A 20,645-nucleotide genomic window follows, 5' to 3' on the forward strand; every position below is an offset into this window, starting at 1 on the left:
GACCGGGCCGCTCAGGTTCCGGGGAGGACACGGCGCGTCTCGTAGGCCCACATCGCGATCTCGACCCGGTTGCGGGCGCCGAGTTTGGCCATCAGGCTGGCCAGGTGTGTCTTCACCGTGCTGAGGCTGATGTGCAGCGCGTCGGCGATCTCGGTGTTGGTCAGCCCGCGGGCGACGGCGAGGAGCACCTGCTCCTCGCGGGCGGTGACGGGGGAGACCGGCTGGGCCGCGGGCCGACCGGCGGGCAGGTCCGCGAACGCCTGGAGCAGACGGACGGTGACGCTGGGCGCGATGAGCGCCTCACCGTCGGACGCCGACCGTACGGCCTGCGCCAGGAGGTCCGGTCCCGTGTCCTTGAGGAGGAATCCGCGGGCACCCGCACGCAGTGAGCCGTAGACGTACTCGTCGAGGTCGAACGTGGTGATGACGACCACGACCAGCGGGTCGGCGACGCCCGGCCCGGCGAGCAGCCGGGTGGCCTCGAGCCCGTCGAGCACGGGCATACGGATGTCGAACAGGCAGACGTCGGGGCGCAGTTCGCGGGCCAGGCGCACCGCTTCCCGCCCGTCGGCGGCCTCGCCGACCACCTCGATGCCGGGCTGGGCGTTCAGCATGATCCGCAGCCCGGTGCGGATGATCGCCTGGTCGTCAGCGACGAGGACGCGAATGGCCACGGCTCCCGCTCCCCGCTCTCGGCAGCTCGGCCTCGACATGCCAGCCCTGGTCGGCGCCCGGACCGGCTCGTAGCGCGCCGCCGAGCAGGGCCGCGCGCTCGCGCAGTCCGGCGAGTCCGTATCCGTCGCGACCCCGGCCGGTGCGTTGGCCGTTGTCGCGCACGCTCACCCGTACCGTGTGCCGTTGCGCGGTGACCCGGACGACGACCTCGGTCGCGCCGACCGCGTGGCGCATCGCGTTGGTCACCGACTCCTGCACGATGCGGTAGACGGCCGCGTCCAAGGCGGGGGGCAGCGAGTCCAGCTCGCCGTCGAGCCCCAGGTCGACCTTGAGGCGGTCACCCGGCGTGCGCGCCAGGCGCTCCAGATCCGCGACACCGGCAGGCGGCGCCAGCTCGGCGCCGACCCCGCGGTCGCGCAGCGCGGCGACCATGGCGCGCATCTCCTCCAGCGTGCGCGCCCCTTCCTCCTCGACCCCCTCCAACGCCTCTACGGCGGCGGACGCGTCGGCGCCAGCGAGCACCCGGCCCGCCTGGGCGCGGATCACCATGGCCGACACGTGGTGGGCCACCGTGTCGTGCAGTTCCCGGGCGAGCTGCTCACGCTCGCGGGAGCGAACCTGCTCCCACTGCCGCTCGCGAGCTGCCCCCCAGAACCGCACGGCGGCCCCGACCACGCCGGGCAGCAGCAGGAAGACGTAGCCCACGACCTTCTCGACGACCGGACTCTCGTACGTGACGACACACAGCGCGCCGACCGTGAGGATCACCGCGCCGCCCAGCACGACCTCGCGTCCCGATCCCCACCGGAGCAGCGCGTACACCAGGACGAGCACGATAACGCCGGTGTCCAGGCCGACGGGTTCGCGCGGTGCGGCGACGAGCCAGGCCACCTGGAGCAGCATCGTCGACCCGAACGCCAGCGTGACCATCGCCAGCGGGCGCGTGCGGCGCCACAGGGTCAGCAGGCACAGCCCCACGGTGAACACCGCCGCCACCGGCCGCCATACGACGTCCTCGCGCAGGGCGGCCTCCAGCACCACACCGCCCAGGCTCGCGGCGACCAGCGCCCAGTCCCGCCACACCCGGGCGGGCGCGTCGGGCGGCCGGGGTTCGGTCCACAGGGTCCGCAGGTCGTCTCGCAGCACGCTTCCCAGCCTAGGGACCGCGGCGGGCCGCGCATCGGCCGAAAGGACGGGGCGTCCATCCGACTTGGGGCCGACGGACCCGCGGCCCGCGAGCCGATGCCGCAGGGCGCCGTGGCGACGAGCCTTACGCAGACGAGCCTTACGCAGCGGCGGCCGTACGAGGACGGTCGGCCGGCGAGGTGGTTGGAGGACCCGATGCTCTCGAAAGCCCTGTGGCGCCTGGGCGCAAGCGCCGCCCGCCATCCCTGGCGGGTGATCGCGGCATGGCTGGTCGCCGCCACGCTCGCCGTCCTGGCCGCCGTCGCCTTCGGTGGGCGGACCGCGGACTCGATGACCGCTCCGGGACTGGACTCCCAGCGGGCCGCGGAACTGATCGAGCGGGCTGGCACCGGCCAGGAGGGGATGACCGCGCAGGTGGTCGTCACCCCCCTCGACGACGCCGCGACGTTCTTCGACCAGGGCAGCGCGCGCACCGCTCTCACGCGGGTGCGGACCGAGGTGGGGCGGCTGCCGCACGTGCTCGGCACCAGCGACCCGGCGGGGGCGCTCGACGCGGAGGGGGACACCGCCGTGCGCGGCGGCCTCGTCTCGGCCGACGGGCGGATCGCGGTCGTCCGGGTGCAGTACCCCGACCAGAGCCTGCTGTCGGCCGAGGACCTCGACGCCCTCGTCGGTCTCGGCGACCGGCTGCGCGCCGAACTTCCCCTGCGCGTCGAGATGGGCGGGAGCCTCTTCTACGCCTTCTCCGACCCCGACGGCGGCGTGAGCGAGTTGATCGGCCTCGTCGCAGCGGCGGCGATCCTGCTGCTGGCGTTCGGTTCGCTGGTCGCCGCCGCCCTGCCGATCGGCATGGCGGTCTTCGGGCTGACCGTCGGGGTCGCCACGATGACGGTACTGGCGGGGGTCACGGACGTCCCCACCTTCGCGCCGGTCCTGGGCAGCATGGTCGGGCTCGGAGTGGGCATCGACTACGCGCTGTTCGTGCTCGCCCGGCACCGGGAGTACCTCGCTCGCGGGCTCGATCCGCGCGAGGCGGCCGGACGGGCGGTGGCCACGGCGGGGCGGCCGGTGGTCTTCGCGGGCGGCACCGTCGTCGTGTCGATCCTCGGCATGGCGGTCGCGAACGTGCCGTTCATGACGGTCGGCGGGCTCGCCGTCTCGATCGTCGTCCTGACCACGGTGCTCGCGTCGGTCACGCTGCTGCCCGCCTTCCTCGGCGCGGCTGGCCCGCGTCTGGGCCGGACCGGCCGGATCGGTCGGCTCGGCCAGGCTCTTCGGGCCGGGCGGCTCGGTCGACGACGGGGCGCGGCGGGGTGGCGGCGCTGGATCGGGCACGTCAGTCGTCACCCGGTGCCGTACGCGGTCGGCGCGGCGGGGCTGCTGCTGACGGCGACACTGCCCGTGCTCGGCCTGCGCGTCGGCCTGCCCGACGACGGCTCGCTGCCTCCGAGCCGGACCGAGCGCCGCGCGTACGACCTCGTCGCCGAGGGGTTCGGCCCGGGCACCAACGGGCCCCTCGTCATCGCCGCGGACCCCACCGGTGATCCGGGAGTGCTGGACCGACTCGCCGGGGCGGTCGCGGCGGACCCCGGCATCGCGTCCGTCGCGCCGACGCACATCGACCGGGCCACCGGCATCGCGACCCTCGTGGTGTTCCCGACCACCAGCCCTCAGGACAAGGCCACGGCCGACACCATCGCCCGGCTGCGCACCGACGTGCTGCCCACCGCGATCGGGCCCGGCCCGGCCAGGGCCCACGTCGGCGGGGCCGCCGCGAGCCTGTCCGACGTGGGCCAACGCACCAGCCAGCGCCTGCCGGTGTTCGTCGCCGCCGTGCTCGCGATGTCTTTCCTGCTGCTGATGCTGGTCTTCCGCTCGGTACTCGTACCGCTCAAGGCGGTCCTGCTGAACCTGCTAAGCATCGGCGCGGCCTACGGCGTCATGGTGGCGGTCTTCCAGTGGGGCTGGGGAGGCGCGCTCATCGGGCTGGAAGCGACGGTTCCGATCGTGTCGTTCATCCCGATGTTCCTCTTCGCCATCCTGTTCGGCCTGTCGATGGACTACGAGGTATTCCTCCTCTCCCGCGTACGCGAGGAGTACCTGCGCGGCGGCGACAACGGCACGGCGATCGTCGAGGGCGTCTCGGGCACCGCCCGGATCATCACCTCGGCCGCCCTCATCATGGTGGCGGTCTTCCTGTCCTTCGTCGTCACCGACGACCCCTCCACCAAGATGTTCGGGCTCGGCCTGGCCACCGCGATCCTCATCGACGCCACGGTCGTACGGATGGTGCTGGTCCCGGCGACCATGACACTCCTCGGCCGTGCCAACTGGTGGCTGCCGAAGTGGCTGGACCGGCTGCTTCCCCGTGGCCCGGTCGGCACCGACGCGGAAGTCACGGGTGAGTCCCCGCGTCCACGGCTGGCTGACCGCGCGTCCTAGGCGCGGAACCGCCGCAGACGGCCGCCCCAGATCCGGCCGTCCTGCCTGCCGCGGCCCTCGTGCCGGACGGTGACGCGCCCGGCGGGCAGGGTCTCCAGGCCGTGCACCTTGCCGCTGTCCACGAGGGTGACGTCGATCTGCGCGCGGGGCACGTTCCGCAGCGGTGACAGGTCGACGGCCGCCTGGTAGCTCTGGCACGTCAGCCGCAGGGTGAGGGAGGTCAGCGCGGGGAAGGCGGCGGCGAGGTCCGGTACCAGCGGTCCCGTCAGGACGCCGTCCACCGTGAGCGAGGTGACCTGCGGGAGTGGCGCCGTGGGCAGGGGGACGCCGTGCTCGAAGGACAGGGTCAGGGACCGCAGGTCGGAGGCCGCCGCCAGGAAGGCGAGGTCCACGGCGTCCGGCAGCCGGTGCAGGGCCAGTTCCACGGCCGAGGTGTCGCCGAGCACGGTCAGGTCGGTGATGACGTCGCACGACTCGATCGTGAGTCGGCTCAGACCGCTCAGCGGGGCCAGTGAGGGCAGGGTGATGGAAACGGCGCTCGACGGCGCGACGGTCAGCGCGCGCGCCTTGTCCGGGGCGAGGGCCCTGACGAGTTCGGGCGTGAGCAACTGCCCCCGCAGCAGCAGGTGCGGGATCCAGTCCAGCGCGTCCAGGCACCTGACCTGTTCGGGATCGGTCAGGTGCAGGGTGAGGTCGTCCAGCGGCAGCCCGTCGAGGATCTCCTCGGTGAACGCCCGCGCGTCGAAGTACAGCCAGGACAGGGCGACTTCCTGGCGTACGTCGCGGGCGGCGACCCGTTTGAAGTGCGAGAGCCGGTCCAGCGCGGCCTCGCCGCCGATCCGGGCGATGGTCATCACCGTCGCGCGGGCCTGCTCCGGGGTCAGCCGCTCGGGGCCGGGCAGGAAGTCCAGGACGATGTCCCCGGCGGTGGCGAGTTCCTCGGCGTCCGCGGGGGTCGCCGGGGGGATGAGGGCCGAGGCCCGCAGGTTCACCGCGGCGCGGACGGACGGGTCGAGGGTGGTGGCGTGCTCCAGCGCGGCGGCGGCCAGCAGGTGGTAGCGGCGGCGCAGCCGCGGGTCGGTGGTGAGGTCGCCCAGCTCTATCAGCTTCCGCAGCAGGTAGGCGCGTTCCCGGTCCCGGGCGTGGCCGACCGCGAGCCGGATCACGTCGTCCCACTGGTCGTCGCGGCCGGACTCGGCGAGCAGGTCCAGGTCCTCGGCCTCGACGGCCGCCTTGGCCCCGAGGTAGTCCTGGAACGTGCGGTGGATGAAGTCCACCATGCCCATCGACGGCTCCCGCAGGAGACCGCTGCGCAGCAGCAGGAAGTCGAAGACGTCCTGGGCGCGTTCGGGTGGCGCCAGGTGCGGCATGGCGGGCAGCTTCTCGCGGATGATGCGGACCGCGGTGGCCTGGGCCGCCTCCGAGCGGCCGTTGCGGATCAGCCAGTACGCGATCCGCTGGAGCAACTGGACCTGGGCCTCCTCCGTGGGCGCCAGCCCCTGCGGGGTGGCGATCTCGCGCTCCTTGTCGCGGCGCACGAGCAGCATGGTCAGCGCGGCGGCGTACAGCTCCATGCGGCGTTCGGGGAGGTGGGTGAGCCGGTCGCGGTGCAGGGCGCAGATCAGCGCGCACATCAGCGGGTTGGTGGCCAGCCGGTAGAGGTCGTACTTGTGCCGCAGGGTGGTGCTCAGGGCGTCGCGGCAGCGCACCACCGCCTGCCGCTCCTCGGGTTCGTCGAGCGTGGTCAGGACGGCCTCGTGCCAGCGGTCGACGAAGCGGTCGACGTCGTGGCGGGTCATCGGGAGGAGGTTGAACTCGGCGAAGTCGAGTTCGGCGAGCCACTGCGTGTCCACGGCCGAGGGCCGGGAGGTGACGAGGAAGAACGTGTCCGGGTAGAGGTCGACGAGGTCGTGTAACCAGCGGCGTACGCTCGGGCGTTCGCTCTCGGAGACCTCGTCCACGCCGTCGATGAGGACCATGCCCCGGCCGCTCGCGAGGACCCGGTCGGCCCAGTGTTCGGGCTGGAGGCCGTGCAGGATGTTGTTGGCGGCGCCGAGGAACTGCTCGGGGCGGGGCAGTCCCGGCTGCTGGACCAGCGCGCGCAGCGGGAGCATGAACGGCACGCGGCCCCGCAGCGCGGCGAGTCCGTCGGGGAAGGTGCCCTGGGCGGCGGACACGGCCATCCACTGGAGCAGGGTGGTCTTGCCCGACCCCGCCAGTCCCCGCAGCATCGCCCGGGAGCAGTCGGCGAGGGCCTCCTCCACGCGCTGCCGGTTCGCGGACGGTGAGCCACCGGCGCGCTGCGAGGCGAGTTCCAGGTTGAGGTAGGCGGTGTCGAGGGGCCAGCGGGCCCGGTTGGGGTCGCTGAGGTCGACGCCGAAGATGTTGAGCTTGCCGTACTTGCGTTCGACGTGGGCGAGGTAGCGGGTCTCGAACTCCTCGTCGGGGCTGCCGGGCCGGGGGATGCGGTCCACCAGGGCGTCCAGCGCGCGCATGGCCTCGTCGAGCATCCGGGTCTGCGCCACCAGCGCGTGGGCGACGAAGGTCGAGCGCTGGGTGAAGAAGTGCAGGATGTGCAGACAGCTCAGGTCGACGAGGCTGTCGTAGAGCGCGGTGGCGTCGGCGGAGAGGTCACGGGTGGCGTCCGGGCGCTCCCCCTTGAGTCGGCGGGCCAGTTTCTCGTGGCCGAGCCGGACCGCCTGGACATCGTCCATCTCCAGGTCGCCCAGGGCGCCGAGCGTCGCGGCGAGGGCGTCGGCCAGGGCCTCGCGTTCGTCGGAGGCGATCGGTGGCTCGTGGGGGTTGGCCTCGACGGCGACCCTGACCAGTTCGCGGGCGATCTTCCACATGTCGAGCTGGCTGAGGGTGCGTTTCTCGCCCCAGCTCACCAGCCGTGACACCCGCACCGGCTGGTCGACGAGTCCGGCGCCCGGCCCGTCCCTGACGAAGAGCCTGGCGATGATCGGCCGCGCGACCGAGGAGGCTATGCGCGCGGTCGTACCGACGCTGGCCGGATCCATTGAACCTCCGCGTCGAGGCCGTGGGGAGCGTCCCCCGCTCGTGCAGTTGCTCAGATGATAGGGAATCGCGGCGGCCCTGAACGGGGGAACCGGCGGGGCGGGCGCTGCCGTGGGCGCGGCCCTCGCGTCGCGGACCGTCACGGCTCCGGGACGCTCCGCGAGAGGGCGGCCACCGGCGCACACCAGGCACGCTGGGGATGCTGTGCGGTGGCCGCCACCGGGTACTCGCCCCCCGCACCCACGTCGGCGGTCTCCGCCCGACCCCACCCATGAGGAAGGACGGCCACCTCATGCAGCACGACGAGATGATCGGCAAGGTACAGGCGCTCGCGCAGCTCCCGGGCCGGGGACCGGCCGAGCGGGCGACGGAGGCCGTGCTGGCCACGCTGGCCGAGCGGCTGCCGTCCGGGCTCGCCGACCACATGGCCGCCCAGCTCCCATCGGGACTCGCCGTCTCCGTCCGGCAGGCGACCGAACCGCACGCCGAGCAGTTCGGCCTCACCACGCTCGCCGGGCGGATCGCCGCCCGCGCCGGGACGGACGAGGACACCGCCCTGCGTGAGGCGAGCGCCGTCTTCGAGGTCCTCGACGCGGCGCTCGCCCCGGAACTGATGGACCACGTGGCCGGTGCGCTGCCCGCGGACATCCGCGAACTGCTGCCGGTCAGGCGTGCCGCCGAGGGCCCGGAGTGACGTCCACGCCGCCCCCTGGCGGGTGAGGCGGAACCCAACCCCCAGGGGTGCCGCGGCCTTTGGGGCCCCTGGTCAGTGCCCTGTGGGGCCGTTGTCAGTGCCCTGCTCTACAGTTCCCGTCACTTGATCACTGTGGGTGCTGGAGGCAGGCATGGGGTGGGTGTCGGCTGGCGGCTATGAAGTCGCCCTCGACGACGGCAAGGTGGTGTGCCGCAACGCGGCCGGGCGGCGGTTGAAGTCCGTACCGCCCAAGATCGCGGACGATCCCGCGGTGGTGGGGCTGCGTCAGCTCGTCGAGTGGCTGGAGCGGCACGAACGGCAGTGCCTGGCCGACGTGGAGCGGTGGATGGTGCGGTCGCTGCCGGTGCCGTTCCGCGTGCTGGCCAGCGTGTGGCCGGACCCGGCCTGGCAGGGCGTCCTGCGCGACCTGGTCGTCACGGGGGCGGACGGCACGGTGGCCGGGTTCCTGCGGGACGCCGACCCCGAGCGCGGCCTTGGCCTGGTCGACGTCGACGGTGACACCGTCCGCCTCAGCGTCGACCTCGTCCGGCTGCCGCACCCCGTCCTCCTGGACGACCTGGAGGAACTGCGGGAGTTCGCCGTCGAGCTGGGCGTCGAGCAGCGCGCCCAGCAGCTCTTCCGCGAGGTGTGGCGGCGGCCCGCCGCGCTCGACGCCGAGGCCGCCTCCGTGGAGACCTACGCGGGCGGCGTCTTCAAGCAGTTGCGGTTCCTGCACGGCCGGGCGACGCAGCTCGGCTACCGGGTGCGCGGCGGGCACGCCGTGTGCGCCGTGGTCGAGGACGGCCGGGGCGTCGAGGCCCGCGTGTGGGTGGGCGACTACGACGGCTACGAGGAGACGGAGACCGGTCCCCTGGTCTTCACCGACCCGCAGGGCCGGGCGCTCAAGCTGGGCCAGGTCGGCCCGGTGGCCTGGTCGGAGGGTATGCGCATGGCCGCCGCGCTGTACGCCGGACGCGACATCGAGGACGAGGAGCGTGCGGCGTGACGACGTACGACAACTACGACAACTACGACAACACCGTGCACGACGGCCTTGCCTACGACGACGCCACCTGCGGCGCCCTGCTCGACGCCGGTGCCGTGCTGCCGCCGGGCAGCACCGCGCGGGAGGACGCCGACGCCCTCACCGTCCGCACGTACACGCACCCCGCGCTGGACGGGCGGCGGATCGTGCGGCTGGTGCCGGGGACGCTCGGTGAGGCCGAGGACCTCGCGCTGGACTTCCTCGGGCTGGCCCGCGAACCCGAGGTCCGCGAGGTCGGGCAGGTGCGCCGGGAGACCCTCGGCTTCCCGGCGTGGGCGCTGGTCAACGACCCGGCCAACGGGCACCACGCGCTGGCGCTGGTCCAGGACGTCGAGCGGCTCGCCCGGCAGGCCAAGTCCCGGCCCGGCGCCGCCAAGGAGGGCTTCGAGGCGCTCGGTGAACGCCTCGGCCGTGCCGTGCCGCACTTCCTGCCCACCTTCTACGAGCAGGCGGCCCGCATCTATCTCCAGCAGGAGAACACCACGTACGCGGCGGCCTTCTTCGGCAAGGCCCGCGACGCGGAGCGGGTGCACGCGCTGGCCGTCGACGAGGAGCGGCAGCGGGCCGTGTTCCTGGAGTTCGCCTTCGCCGGTGCGCTGACGGTCAAGGCGCTCAAGGAGCACACGAAGGCCCTCGCGGCCCGGCTCGCCCCGGCGCGGGCGTGGCAGCAGTACCGGCAGCTCACCGTGGAGCGCTGCGCGGCGGGCATGGCGCCGTACGCGGCGATGCCCCAGGACGCCCGCGCCCTGATCAAGGCGGCGGGCCTTGACCGGGTCACCGAGGAGTGCTCCCTGGTCGCGGAGCTGCTCGCCTCGCCCGCCGCGGTGCGGGCCCCGGCGTCGTTCTGGAACACCTACCGGGCGACGCTCGTCGTCCTGGCGGAGCGGGACCCCGCCGTACGGGTCAGGCTCCTGGAGATCATGCCCGCCGGGCTCGGCCGTTCGGCGCAGGACGACGAGTTCTGGCTGGCGCTGCTCGCGGAGACCGGCGCCGACCGGCTGCTGACCGGCGAGGACACCGCGGACGGCGCCGATCCGGCGGACTGGCTCAGCCGTTGGGCGCTGCACCGCAAGCACGGCTCCTCGACCAGCGACCGCTCACCGGCCACGCTCGCCCTCGTGGAGCGGATGGCTCCCCGGCTGCGCGCCCTCGGCCGCCCGGTGGACCTCTTCACTGGCCGCTGGCAGACGAGCGCCGACCTCGACCTGCTGGACCTGTGCGCGGCGCTGGACGTCCCGCTGGCCCTGCCCGGGGCCGACGAGCAGCCGTTCCTCCCCCTCGTCCAGTGGCTGGCGGACACCCGTCCCGGGCGGCGCGACCTGACGGCCGTCGCCGCGGACCCGCGCCTTCGGCGCCTGCTGTACGACTCCGTCGGGAACCTCGGCGGTCACTACCGCGCCGCCGAGGCGATGGAGTCGCTGGCCGGGCACCCCGTCCTCGCCGACGTGCTGCGGGAGTGGCTGGACGACGCGGCCGGGGAGCTGACCGCCGCCGTCGGCCTGCCCGCCGCCCGCGCCGCGCTGAACCGGATGAGCCCGTTCCGCGCGGTCGCCGCCCGGGTCAGCCCGCGGGCCGTCGAGCGGGTCGCCGCGGCCGAGGTGGCGCCGCTGCTGGGCCGGACCCTGCGCGCCGGGATCCTCGACGAACTGGGCTGGCCCGCCCTCGACGAGGCGCTGCGGCGGCTCGACGCGGAGACCCGGCCCGACCAGGACGACGCGCTCACCGTCCACGAGGCCTGGCCCGCGCTGATCCTCTCGCGTCGGCACAAGGCGATCGTCGTCGGACCGCGGGAGATCCTGCTCGAGCACGAGCTGCGGCTCCCGGTGGAGCTGGACCAGTGGCAGCGTCCGGCGTTCCGGTACACGGACGGCGAGCTGCTGGTGATGTGGCGGCAGGACCGCAAGCAGTACGGCTACTGGTCGGCCCGCCCGTCCGAGGTGTTCCCGCTCGGCGGTGAGCAGCTCCCGTACTGGTACGGCGGCGGTGGCGCCGGGGAGGCGACCTCGATCCCGCTGCCGGACGGTGGCCGCGCCAGCGGTGGGCGCGCCCTGCACGCCGGTGACACGGTCGTGCCGCCGCGCCGCCGCGTCCTGGGGGACGGCACCTCGTACTGGCGCCAGGGCCGCCAGGGGCGGCAGCAGGTGTGGCTGGAGTACGACCCGGCGACCGGCACGCACGGGCGGGCCTCGCTGCCCGCGTTCCTGCGGTCCGGCGTCCGGGAGGGCGCGACCCTGCTCCAGCAGCACTGCGCGGTGCTGCCCCTCCAGCCCGGCCTGGAGGACAGCCCGTTCGGCACCGACGGCACGGTCCTCGGCCGCTGGGTGCGCACCGAGGGCGCGGGCGCCGGGGCGCGGACGACCGCCGGGACACCGGACGGCCGTACCGTCACCCTGCCGACGGCGGCACAGGACCGGACGCCGGGCGTGCCGTTGGGCGCGCTGCGGCTGCCCGGTGGCGCCGAGCCCTTCGCGGTGGCGGGGCACCGTCACATCGCCCTCTGTCTGGAGGGCGATGGTGCCGGTGGGGAGCTGGGCAGGGTGACGCCGCTGGAGGCGGGCGGTGAGTTCGCCGCCGGTACCCGGCTCGTCGTGCCGGTGGACTTCTGGCACGCGCTGCGGCCCCGCGACGAGGCGGCGTCGGCGCTCCTGCGGGCGCTGGGCGACGAGCGGGCGGCCGGGCTGCTGCGGGCCGGGGCGCGGGCGCTGGAGGAGCGGCAGGAGCGGATCACCGCCGCGGGGGGCGAGGCGCACCGCGCTTCCGCGGGTGGCCTCAGGTCCCGCTCCCGGAACACGGCGACGTCCGGCGCCGACGAGCCCGCCGTTCCGGCCGCCGACGTGTTCGTGCGGGAGGCCGTCTCCCGCGAGCTGCCCGATCTCACCGAGCCCTCTCTGCTCACCGGTGTCGCCTCCCTGGTGCACGCGGTGCTGCGGCTCGCGGTGTCGATCGCCGCGTTCGTGGCGCCCCCGGCGGACCCGTCCGAGGCGCGGCGCAAGGCCGAGGGCATGTTCGCCGACTACCGCCCCGAGGACGGCGACAACCAGACGCTGCGTGAGGCGATCGCCGGGCTCGCCGAGCTGAACGGCTGGTGGGGCGGCCAGCGGCAGTGGAGCGTGCTGCGGCAGATCCGCGCCGTGAACCACGTCCTGTCCGGGAAGCCCGCCGAGGGCAAGGAGCTGCGCGACAGCGCCGGTCCCACCGGGTCCGCCGACGGGTGGCGCAGCGATGAGCGCACCGTTCCCGGCGGCGGCGAGGGGTGGCTGTCCGTGCTGGACGCGCTGCGCCCGCTCGCCTACCGCGCCGCCTCACCCACCGTCACCGCGACGCACCGCGAGGCGCTGCTGCTGCTGTTCGAGGCGATCGTGGAGGGGCCGCTGGCCGCGCCCGGGGCGGCGGTGCGCGAGGTCGTCCTGAGCGAGCCGGACGGCGACCGCGAGCGCGTCGGTCAGGTGCTGCGCCGCGAGGGCCGCACCGTCGTCATCCTCGGCTGCCACAACGTCGACCTGCACGCGGGCCGGGTGAACTGGCTGGCGCTGGACCACGACCCGACCGGGGCGTTCGGGGCGGTCGCGCACTTCACCCTGGAGCGGGAGACCGCGCACCCGGCGGTCTTCCCGGCCGCCGAGCTGGCGGCGGTGACCCGGCTGGTCCGGGACAAGGGTGCCGCGCCCTGGCAGCCGGAGGCGACCGCCGCCCTCGGCGCCGTGACCGGGAACCGGCTGGGGCCGGTGCAGGCCGCCCTGCTGCTCGCCGGGAAGCCGTCGCAGCTCACCGACGAGGTGGTCGCCGCGACCGGTCTGAAGCCGCGTCAGAAGCAGCTCGGTGACACCCTGCTGTCGTCGCTGGCCGCCGCCGACCAGCGGGCGCTCATCGGCGCGTTGCTGCCCGCGCGGCCCGCTGACCTCTGGACGGTCGGGCCGGACACGGACGCGGCGGGCCGGGTGTGGGCGGAGCGCCTCGGGGACGTCGTCCGGCTGCCCGAGGACCTCGCCGGGGAGCTGTCCCTGACGGGGCTGTCCACGACGTCCGCCGAGGAGGTGCTCAACCCGCGCCGTACCCCGTGGCTCAGCCGCACCACCGTCCAGCGGCCCGACAAGGACGGCGACCTGGTCGCGGAGGACCCCCGCGCGATCCCCGGGCGCGGCGAACTGACGCGTGCCGTGACCGCGTTGGCCGGGCTCGCCTACTCCCTGCCGTACGGGCACCCGCTGCGCGCCGCGCTGCCGGAGGGGCTGGCCGCGCTGCGCCGCCGTGTCGCGGACCCGGGGCTGCTGCTCGACCTGGACCTCGGCTGGACGGAGAAGGGCGAGTCGACCGCCGCCGAACTGCGCAAGGCGCACGGACTGCCCGCGACGGGCGGCGCCGACGCGCACGGTCACACCGCCGTGGGCGAGGCGCTGGTTTTGCGGCCCTGGTACGGCGACCAGGAGACCGTCCTGCTCCGCCCGGGCGCCCTGCACGGGGCGGATGACCCCGTGTTCGGTCTGATCGAGGGGCTGGTCGGGGCGTGGCGTGGCCACGACCTGCGGGCGCTGCGCACCATCCTCGACGACGGCCTCGCCCGCGCCCTGGCGGCGGGGACCGACCCCGAGGGGTTCACCGGGTACGCCCAGGACCCGACCGTCAGCGTGCCCGACCTGGTCGCCGAGGCCGCCAGCGCCCACGGCGTCAGCGCGGACGCGGCGGCGCTCTACCTGCAACTGCTGGCGCTGCCCGACCCGACCGACCGCAACTGCGTCCGCTGGACGGGCTGGAAGCCCGCCCGCATGAGGACGGCGCGCGCCGAACTGGCGGCCACCAGCCTCGTCGTCGAGGCGAAGCGGTCGCGCGCCGGGCGCACCCTGTTCCTGCCGTGCGGCTGGCTCGACCTCACGGCGCCCGCGCTGCCGGTGGAGCTGTGGAAGCAGGGCCTCTACCCGGTCCGCGACCACGCCCGCGCGGCACCGCTGACGCCGGTGCCCGAGCTGTTCAGGCGCGCGTGGGACCGCGTGCGCGCCGGTGACGCCCCGGCCTACGAGGAACTCACCACCCGCGCCACCCGCAAAGGCCGCCGCCGATGACTGTCACCCACCACCCGCAAGAGCCGCCGCCGATGACCACCGCCCCCCACCCGCACCGGGAAGAACCCTCGCCGATGACCACTGCCCCCGCCTCCGCCCCGGCCCGCCAGATCGTCCCGCCGGAGGAGCGGTACGCGACCGAACTGGCCTTCCTGGCCGCGTACGACGACGCGCCGCGACCGCCCGCGTGGCGGCTCACCCCGCGCGCGGTCGTCACGTTCGTCATGGGCAGCCAGGGCGACGCCCTGAAGCTGCCCGACGGCGCCGAGGTGCCCGACGGCGTGCCGCGCCGTCTGGTGGTCGAGGGCAAGTTCGTCGGCGACCGGGCGCTGGTCGAGCGGTGCGTGGTGACCCTCGCCGGGGAGCGCGGTCTGCTCCTCGTCGGTGAGCCCGGCACGGCCAAGTCGATGCTGTCGGAGCTGCTGTCCGCCGCCGTGTGCGGCACCAGCGGCCTGGTCGTGCAGGGCACCGCCGGGACCACGGAGGACCAGCTCAAGTACGGCTGGAACTACGCGCTGCTGCTGGCGCAGGGGCCCACCCGGCAGGCGCTGGTGCCGTCGCCCGTGCTGACGGCGATGTCGCGGGGCGCCGTCGCCCGCGTCGAGGAGGTCACGCGCTGTCTGCCCGAGGTGCAGGACTCGCTGGTGTCGCTGCTGTCCGAGCGGCGGATCGCCGTACCGGAACTGGCGGGCACGGAGGACGCGCTGGCGCACGCGGCGCCCGGCTTCAACCTGATCGCCACCGCCAACCTCCGCGACAAGGGCGTCTCCGAGATGTCCGCGGCCCTCAAGCGCCGCTTCAACTTCGAGACGGTCGGCCCGATCGGGGACCTCGACGCGGAGACGGCGCTGGTGCGCAGTCAGGCGCGGGCGTCGGTGGCGCGGGCCGGGGCGCCGTTCCAGGTCGACGACGCCGTGCTGGAGGCGCTGGTCACGGCGTTCCGGGACCTGCGGGAGGGCCGCTCCGCGGAGGGCTGGGAGGTGGAGCGTCCCTCGACGGTGATGAGCACCGCGGAGGCCGTGTCCGTCGCCGGGGCGCTCGCCCTCGCGGCGGCGTACTTCCCGGGCGACCGGGACGTCCTCGGGCTGCTGCCGGGCCATCTGCTCGGCGTGGTCCGCAAGGACGACCCCTCGGACGCCGCCCGGCTGCGCGGCTACTGGGACGGCCCCGTACGGCGCCGCGCCGAGCAGGGTTCCGCCACCTGGCGCACCCTGTGGGACCTGCGTACGGTCCTGGAGGGCTGACGCCGTGTCCCACTCCCCCGCCCCCGCCGAAGCGCTCGCCGCCCTCACCGGCCCGACCGCGCCCTGCCTCATCGGCGTACGGCACCACGCGCCGTCCCTGGCCGCCGCCGTGCCCGCGCTGCTGGACGCGGCGGAGCCCGACGTGCTGCTCGTCGAACTGCCCGCCGAGACGCAGGAATGGCTGCCCTGGCTGGGCCACGAGGAGACCCGGGCCCCGGTGGCGCTGGCCGCCGCCCCGGGTGACGGCGGCGGTGACGGACCGGCGTTCTACCCGTTCGCCGACTTCTCGCCGGAGCTGGCCGCGGTGCGCTGGGCCGCCCGCCACGGGGTGCCGACGGTCGCCTGCGACCTGCCGCTCGCCGACGGCGCGTGGCGCGAGGGACGGCGGGCCGCGGGCGTGCCGGACGGCGGGCCCGGTCTCGCCACCGCGCTGCGGGCCCGGCTGACGGGCCGTACCGGGGACGACCTGTGGGACAGGCTCGTGGAGGCCACCGCGCCCGGCTCCCCGCCCGAGGCGCTGCGCCGGGCGGCGCTGCTCACCGGGTGGGCGCTGCGGGAGGACGCGGTCGCCTCGGGCGGCGTGCCCGAGCTGGACCTGCGGCGCGAGCGGTGGATGCGGGCCCGGCTCGCCGAGGCCACCGCGGGCGGGGAGCGGGCCGCCATGGTGGTCGGCGCGTTCCACGCCCCGGCGCTGGTACGGCCGGACGCCGCCGACGACACGAGCGCGGTGGCCGACGCGGCCTCGACGTCCGTCTGGACGACCTCGCTCATCCCGTACACGTACGCGCTGCTCGACGAGCGGTCCGGTTACCCGGCGGGCATCCGGGACCCGGAGTGGCAGGACATGGTGCTGCGCGCGGCGGGCGATCCGGCGGCGCTGGAAGAGGCGCTCACCCGGGCGGCGGTGCGGGTCTGCGGCGAACTGCGGGAACTGGGCCACCCGTCGGGGCCCGCCGACGCGCGGGAGATCAGCCGACTCGCCGCAGACCTCGCCCGCCTGCGCGGGCTGCCCGCGGCGGGCCGCGGTGAACTGGTCGAAGCCGTGCAGACGGTGCTCGCGCAGGGTGAGCCGTACGGGAGGGGGCGGGCCGTGGCACGGGCGATGGAGCGCGTCCTCGTCGGCACGCGCACCGGGCGTCCCGCCCCCGGGGCACCGCGCAGCGGGCTCGGCCCCGCCGTCGAGGACGAGGTGGCGCGGCTCGGCCTGCCCGGCCCGGAGGCGAGCGGCCCGTCCCGGGAACTGCGCCTCGACCCGCTGCGCTCCGGCCTCGACCGGCGCCGGGAACTTTTGCTGAGGCGGCTCACCGTGTGCGGGGTGCCGTACGGGGAGGCCAGGGAGGTCGTCGGCGCGGGCGGCGCCGAGGCCCTCACCTCCCGCTGGGAGGTGCGCTGGACGCCCGCCACGGCGGCCATGCTGACCGCGGCCGGTGTCCGGGGGGTCACCGCCGCGCAGGCCGCCGAGGGGGTGCTGCGCGAGCGGCGGCGCCTGGAGGGCGAGGAGGGCGGGCCGACCGCGGCGCAGGCGCTGACGGGGCTGGAACAGGCGGCGGTGTGCGGTCTGACGGCGCTCGCGGACGAGCGGCTCGACGACGTCGCGGAGGTGCTGCCGCACGCCGGTACCCTGCCGGAACTCCTCGCCGGTCTGGCCCTCCTGGACCGGCTGCGGGCCGGTCACGTCCCGGGGCTCGGCGCGGACCCGGACCGTACGACCCGGGCGGGCGCCGTGGCGGAACTGCTCACGGCGGCCGCGGTACGGCAGGTGGACGGGCTGACCGGCTCCGAGGACCCCGCCGACGCGCACGCCCTGCTCGAACTCGCTCACCGCGCCGACCTGTTGGGCGGCATCCGACTCGCCGACGCCCTGGCCCGGCTGGCCGCCGACGGGTCCCCGCTGATGCGCGGTGCCGCCGGGGCCGTACGGGTGCTGCTCGGCCAGGAGGACGCCCGGGACTTCGGCGGCCGGGTGGCCTCCTGGGTCGACGGCGCCACCACCGCGGACGCCCGCGCCGCGCTCACCGCCCGCCTCGCCGGGCTGCTGACCGCCGCCGGTCCGCTGCTGGAGGCGGCGGCGCCCGCGCTGGAGCCGCTGCTCACCCGCATCTCCGAACTCCCCGACCGGGAGTTCCTCGACCGGCTCCCCGCGCTGCGCGGCGGCTTCGACACCCTGAGCCCCGCGGCCCGCGACCGCCTCCTCGCCGCCGTCGAGGAACGCCTCGACGCCACCCGCGTCGCCGACACCCACGGCGTCGATCCGGCCGCGCTCGCCACCTGGACCAACGCGGACCTGACGGCCCGCGCGACGCTGCGGTCCCTGGGGCTGCTGCCCGCGCGGCTCGGCGCACCGACGGACGACAACGCTCCGCCGCTCGGCACCCCGGCACACGACAACGCTCCGCCGCTCGGCACCCCAGCGGACGACAGCGCTCCGGAACCCGCGCCGCCCGCCACGCCACGGCCGACGGAGAAGCGCCTCCTCGCCCCCGCCGACCGCTGGCGCCTCCTCCTCGGCCGCCGCACGGACCGACTGCCGTCGTCCGCCGCGCCGTTGGCGACCGCGCTGGACGAGCTGTACGGCAGCGGACGGGGCGAGGGCAGCCGGGGCGACCTCACGGGCCGCGGCGCCGGAGCCGGAGGCGGACGGGAGGCGCCGTACCCCGGAGTGCGCGAGTGGTCCGAGGAGCTGGCCGCCCTCTTCGGCCCGGGCATCCGGGAGGAGGTGCTGGCGGCAGCCGCGGCGTCGGGCCGCAAGGACGTCCTCACCGAGCTGGACGCGGACAGCGTCCGGCCCTCGGTGGACCTGCTGCGCACGGTGCTGCGGCACGCGGGCGGCCTGCCCGAGGCCCGGCTGGCGGCGCTGCGCCCCCTGGTACGGCGGCTCGTCGACGCGCTGACCCGGGAGCTGGCCACCCGGCTGCGTCCCGCCCTGCACGGCACGACCCTGCCGCGCCCCAGCAGACGCCCCGGCGGCGGTCTGGACCTGCCGCGCACGCTGCGCGCCAACCTGGCGACCGCGCGGCGCGGCCCGGACGGCGCGGTCCAGGTCATCCCCGAGCGGCCGGTGTTCCGTACCCGGGCGCACCGGGCCTCCGACTGGCGGCTGATCCTGGTCACCGACGTGTCGGGCTCCATGGAGTCCTCCACGGTCTGGGCCGCGCTGACCGCCTCGGTGCTGGCGGGGGTGCCGACGCTCTCCACCCACTTCCTGGCGTTCTCCACGGAGGTCATCGACCTCTCCGGGCATGTGGCGGACCCGCTGTCGCTGCTCCTGGAGGTCAGCGTGGGCGGCGGCACGCACATCGCCGCGGGGCTGCGGCACGCGCGCGAACTCGTCACCGTGCCGTCACGCACCCTGGTCGTGGTCGTCAGCGACTTCGAGGAGGGCTACCCGCTGGGCGGTCTGCTCGGCGAGGTCCGCGCGCTGGTCTCGGCCGGGTGCCACGTCCTGGGGTGCGCGAGCCTCGACGACACCGGTCGGCCGCGCTACTCGACGGGGGTCGCCGGTCAGCTCGTCGCGGCGGGGATGCCCGTCGCCGCCCTCAGTCCACTCGAACTCGCCCGCTGGGTAGGGGAGAAGATCGCATGAGCCCGGACCTGCCTCCGGTCGTCCCGTCCGTCACCGCCGAACTCGTCGGCGCGCTCTCCCCCCGGCTCCGCAAGCGCCTGGACGCCGGTGTGGCCAAGCTCGCGGCCCGCCCGGTCACCCGGGACGGCGACACCGTACGCATCGCGGTCGACGACGACACCGACGTCACCCTGCGCCTGTCCGGCACCACGGTGACCAGCGCCGACGCGATCCAGTGCGGCTGCCTGCTGGCCCCCGACTGCCTGCACCGCGCGGCGGCGGCGTCGGCGGCACCGGTGGCCGAGGACGCACCGCCGCCTCCGGCCGCGTCCGACGCGCCGGAAGCGCGGCAGGACGGCGCGCCGGAGACATCGGCGCCCCAGCCGCACCCGGAGGCCATCACCGCCGCCCGCGCCGTGTACGACGCTGCCGCCGCCGTCCTGGACGCGGGTACGGACGGCGCGGGTGCCGTGGCGCAGGCGGAGCTGCTGCGGGCCGCGCACACCGCCCGCCTCGCGGGCCTGCACCGGGCCTTCGCCGCGGCGGTCTCCGTGGTCACCGAGGTGCGCGCGGCCCGCTCCGCCGACCCCGGGTACCGCCTCGCGGACCTGACCCGCGCCCTGGCCGAGGTGCTGACCGTCGCCCACCGCCTGCCGCACGCCACCGGCGCGGACCTCGCCGAACTGCGCGGCACGGCGCGGCAGCCGTACCGGCCGGACGGCTCCCTGCGGCTGTACGGGCTGTTCTCCGAACCGGTCCTCACGGCGACCGGCTACGCGGGCGCGGTCACCTGGACCGCCGACGCCGACGGCCGCCTCTACACGGTGTCGGACGTCGCCCCCGGCGGCCCCTCCCGCGCGACCGGCGCCGCCAACCGGACCGTACGCGTCGGCGACACCGCCCTGACCCACCGTGAGCTGTCCCGCGCGGGGCTGGCCGTGTCCGGTGCGACCGTCTCCCCGACGGGCCGTCTCGGCGCGGGCGCCGGGGTACGGGCGGTGCGCGCGTCCGGCGCCGCGTGGCGCGCCGAGCCGCTGGACCGGCTGTGGGCCGTACCCGCCGCCGAGCAGGTGGCCCGCGCCCTGGACGGCGGGCGGGACCTGCTGTTCCTGGAGGTGACCCTCAGGGGCGCGGTGCGCGAGACGACGGGTGACTGCCTGCTGGCCGACTGCGCGGGCCTGCCCCTGCGGCTGGCCACCGCCCACGACGACCCCGCGCTGCCGTACCGCGACAACCTGCGCCTGCTCGCCGCAGCGGGAGGCCGCAGCCTGCGGATCATCGCCCGCCTGACGCCCGGTCAACTCCCCCGCGCCCTGCTCCTGGCCACCGAGCACCCCTCCGACCCGGACACCCGGGTGGACCTCGGCCTGGACCGCCTCCTCCACGCGGACCTGCCCACCGGGCCGCTCGCACCCCCGCCCCCGCCCGTCCCCACCACGGACGAGGCACCGCTGCACCTGCTACGCCGCCGCGTCCACCAGACGGTGTCCGGGGGCCGCCGCGTCCTGGCCACCGCCCACGGTGGCACGGGCGACAGCACCCGCCTGCGCCGCCTCGGCCTCAGCACGGCGGCCGACCTCCTCGACCACCTCCACACCACCGCCACCCACCGCTCCCGCGACGCCTTCGGCCGCCTCCTCCCGACCAACACCCACGACTTCGCCGAAGCCTGGCTCGCCGCGGCGCTCTACACGGACGCGGTAGAACGAACCCTGTGCGCGAACGCATGGGGAGCCACGACCACCTCGGCCATCTCCTAGGG

10 protein-coding genes are annotated in these 20,645 nt (G+C 75.5%); 7 read left to right on the top strand and 3 right to left on the bottom strand.

The genetic code is table 11. The annotated features are described in order from the left end of the window. Positions 1-11: 11 nt before the first annotated feature. Entirely contained in the window at positions 12-674 is a 663-nt protein-coding gene (locus ACFQZ6_RS00775) for a response regulator (protein ID WP_381604372.1), read from the bottom strand. Further along, complete coding sequence (locus ACFQZ6_RS00780) at positions 649-1,821, bottom strand: sensor histidine kinase (RefSeq protein ID WP_381604373.1); 1,173 nt, start codon at positions 1,819-1,821, stop codon at positions 649-651. The genes ACFQZ6_RS00775 and ACFQZ6_RS00780 overlap by 26 nt, the downstream gene beginning before the upstream one ends. Positions 1,822-2,016: 195 nt before the next feature. Between ACFQZ6_RS00780 and ACFQZ6_RS00785 the strand changes: the two genes are divergently transcribed. Then, on the top strand, positions 2,017-4,263 hold the full coding sequence (locus tag ACFQZ6_RS00785; RefSeq protein ID WP_381604374.1) for an MMPL family transporter: 2,247 nt from the start codon (positions 2,017-2,019) through the stop codon (positions 4,261-4,263). Here the strand turns inward: ACFQZ6_RS00785 and ACFQZ6_RS00790 are convergent. Further along, positions 4,260-7,283 (bottom strand): NACHT domain-containing protein, encoded by a 3,024-nt coding sequence (locus ACFQZ6_RS00790; protein ID WP_381604375.1) that lies wholly within the window; start codon positions 7,281-7,283, stop codon positions 4,260-4,262. The two genes, ACFQZ6_RS00785 and ACFQZ6_RS00790, sit on opposite strands and share 4 nt — an antisense overlap. A 290-nt stretch (positions 7,284-7,573) precedes the next feature. On the opposite strand from ACFQZ6_RS00790, the gene ACFQZ6_RS00795 reads away from it, so the two are divergent. From ACFQZ6_RS00795 to ACFQZ6_RS00820, 6 genes are all read left to right on the top strand, one after another. Further along, a complete protein-coding gene (locus tag ACFQZ6_RS00795; RefSeq protein WP_381604376.1) occupies positions 7,574-7,975 on the top strand; it encodes a DUF2267 domain-containing protein in 402 nt (133 codons plus the stop codon). A 151-nt stretch (positions 7,976-8,126) separates the two neighbouring features. Next, the gene (locus ACFQZ6_RS00800; protein WP_381604377.1) at positions 8,127-8,981 is read left to right on the top strand and encodes a DUF4132 domain-containing protein; all 855 of its coding nucleotides are present in this window, start codon (positions 8,127-8,129) and stop codon (positions 8,979-8,981) included. Next, positions 8,978-14,077: a hypothetical protein gene (locus ACFQZ6_RS00805; protein ID WP_381604378.1), complete on the top strand. Its 5,100-nt coding sequence runs from the start codon at positions 8,978-8,980 to the stop codon at positions 14,075-14,077. Before ACFQZ6_RS00800 ends, ACFQZ6_RS00805 begins: the two co-directional genes overlap by 4 nt. A 74-nt stretch (positions 14,078-14,151) precedes the next feature. Beyond that, complete coding sequence (locus tag ACFQZ6_RS00810; protein ID WP_381604379.1) at positions 14,152-15,321, top strand: ATP-binding protein; 1,170 nt, start codon at positions 14,152-14,154, stop codon at positions 15,319-15,321. Between the two features lie 4 nt (positions 15,322-15,325). Next, the gene (locus ACFQZ6_RS00815) at positions 15,326-18,904 is read left to right on the top strand and encodes a vWA domain-containing protein (protein ID WP_381604380.1); all 3,579 of its coding nucleotides are present in this window, start codon (positions 15,326-15,328) and stop codon (positions 18,902-18,904) included. Then, positions 18,901-20,643 carry a hypothetical protein gene (locus ACFQZ6_RS00820; RefSeq protein ID WP_381604381.1) on the top strand — a complete coding sequence of 581 codons (1,743 nt, stop codon included), beginning with the start codon at positions 18,901-18,903 and terminating at the stop codon, positions 20,641-20,643. The genes ACFQZ6_RS00815 and ACFQZ6_RS00820 overlap by 4 nt, the downstream gene beginning before the upstream one ends. Positions 20,644-20,645: the final 2 nt, after the last annotated feature.

The sequence above is a fragment of the Streptomyces flavalbus genome (genome assembly GCF_042674625.1).
GTDB classification, from domain to species: domain Bacteria; phylum Actinomycetota; class Actinomycetes; order Streptomycetales; family Streptomycetaceae; genus Streptomyces; species Streptomyces flavalbus.

Bases quoted from the DNA above. Each gene is read 5' to 3' on its own strand.
- ACFQZ6_RS00795 (WP_381604376.1), top strand. From the start codon at position 7,574: ATGCAGCACGACGAGATGATCGGCAAGGTACAGGCGCTCGCGCAGCTC.
- ACFQZ6_RS00800 (WP_381604377.1), top strand. From the start codon at position 8,127: ATGGGGTGGGTGTCGGCTGGCGGCTATGAAGTCGCCCTCGACGACGGC.
- ACFQZ6_RS00820 (WP_381604381.1), top strand. From the start codon at position 18,901: ATGAGCCCGGACCTGCCTCCGGTCGTCCCGTCCGTCACCGCCGAACTC.
- ACFQZ6_RS00790 (WP_381604375.1), bottom strand. From the start codon at position 7,283: ATGGATCCGGCCAGCGTCGGTACGACCGCGCGCATAGCCTCCTCGGTC.
- ACFQZ6_RS00810 (WP_381604379.1), top strand. From the start codon at position 14,152: ATGACCACTGCCCCCGCCTCCGCCCCGGCCCGCCAGATCGTCCCGCCG.
- ACFQZ6_RS00785 (WP_381604374.1), top strand. From the start codon at position 2,017: ATGCTCTCGAAAGCCCTGTGGCGCCTGGGCGCAAGCGCCGCCCGCCAT.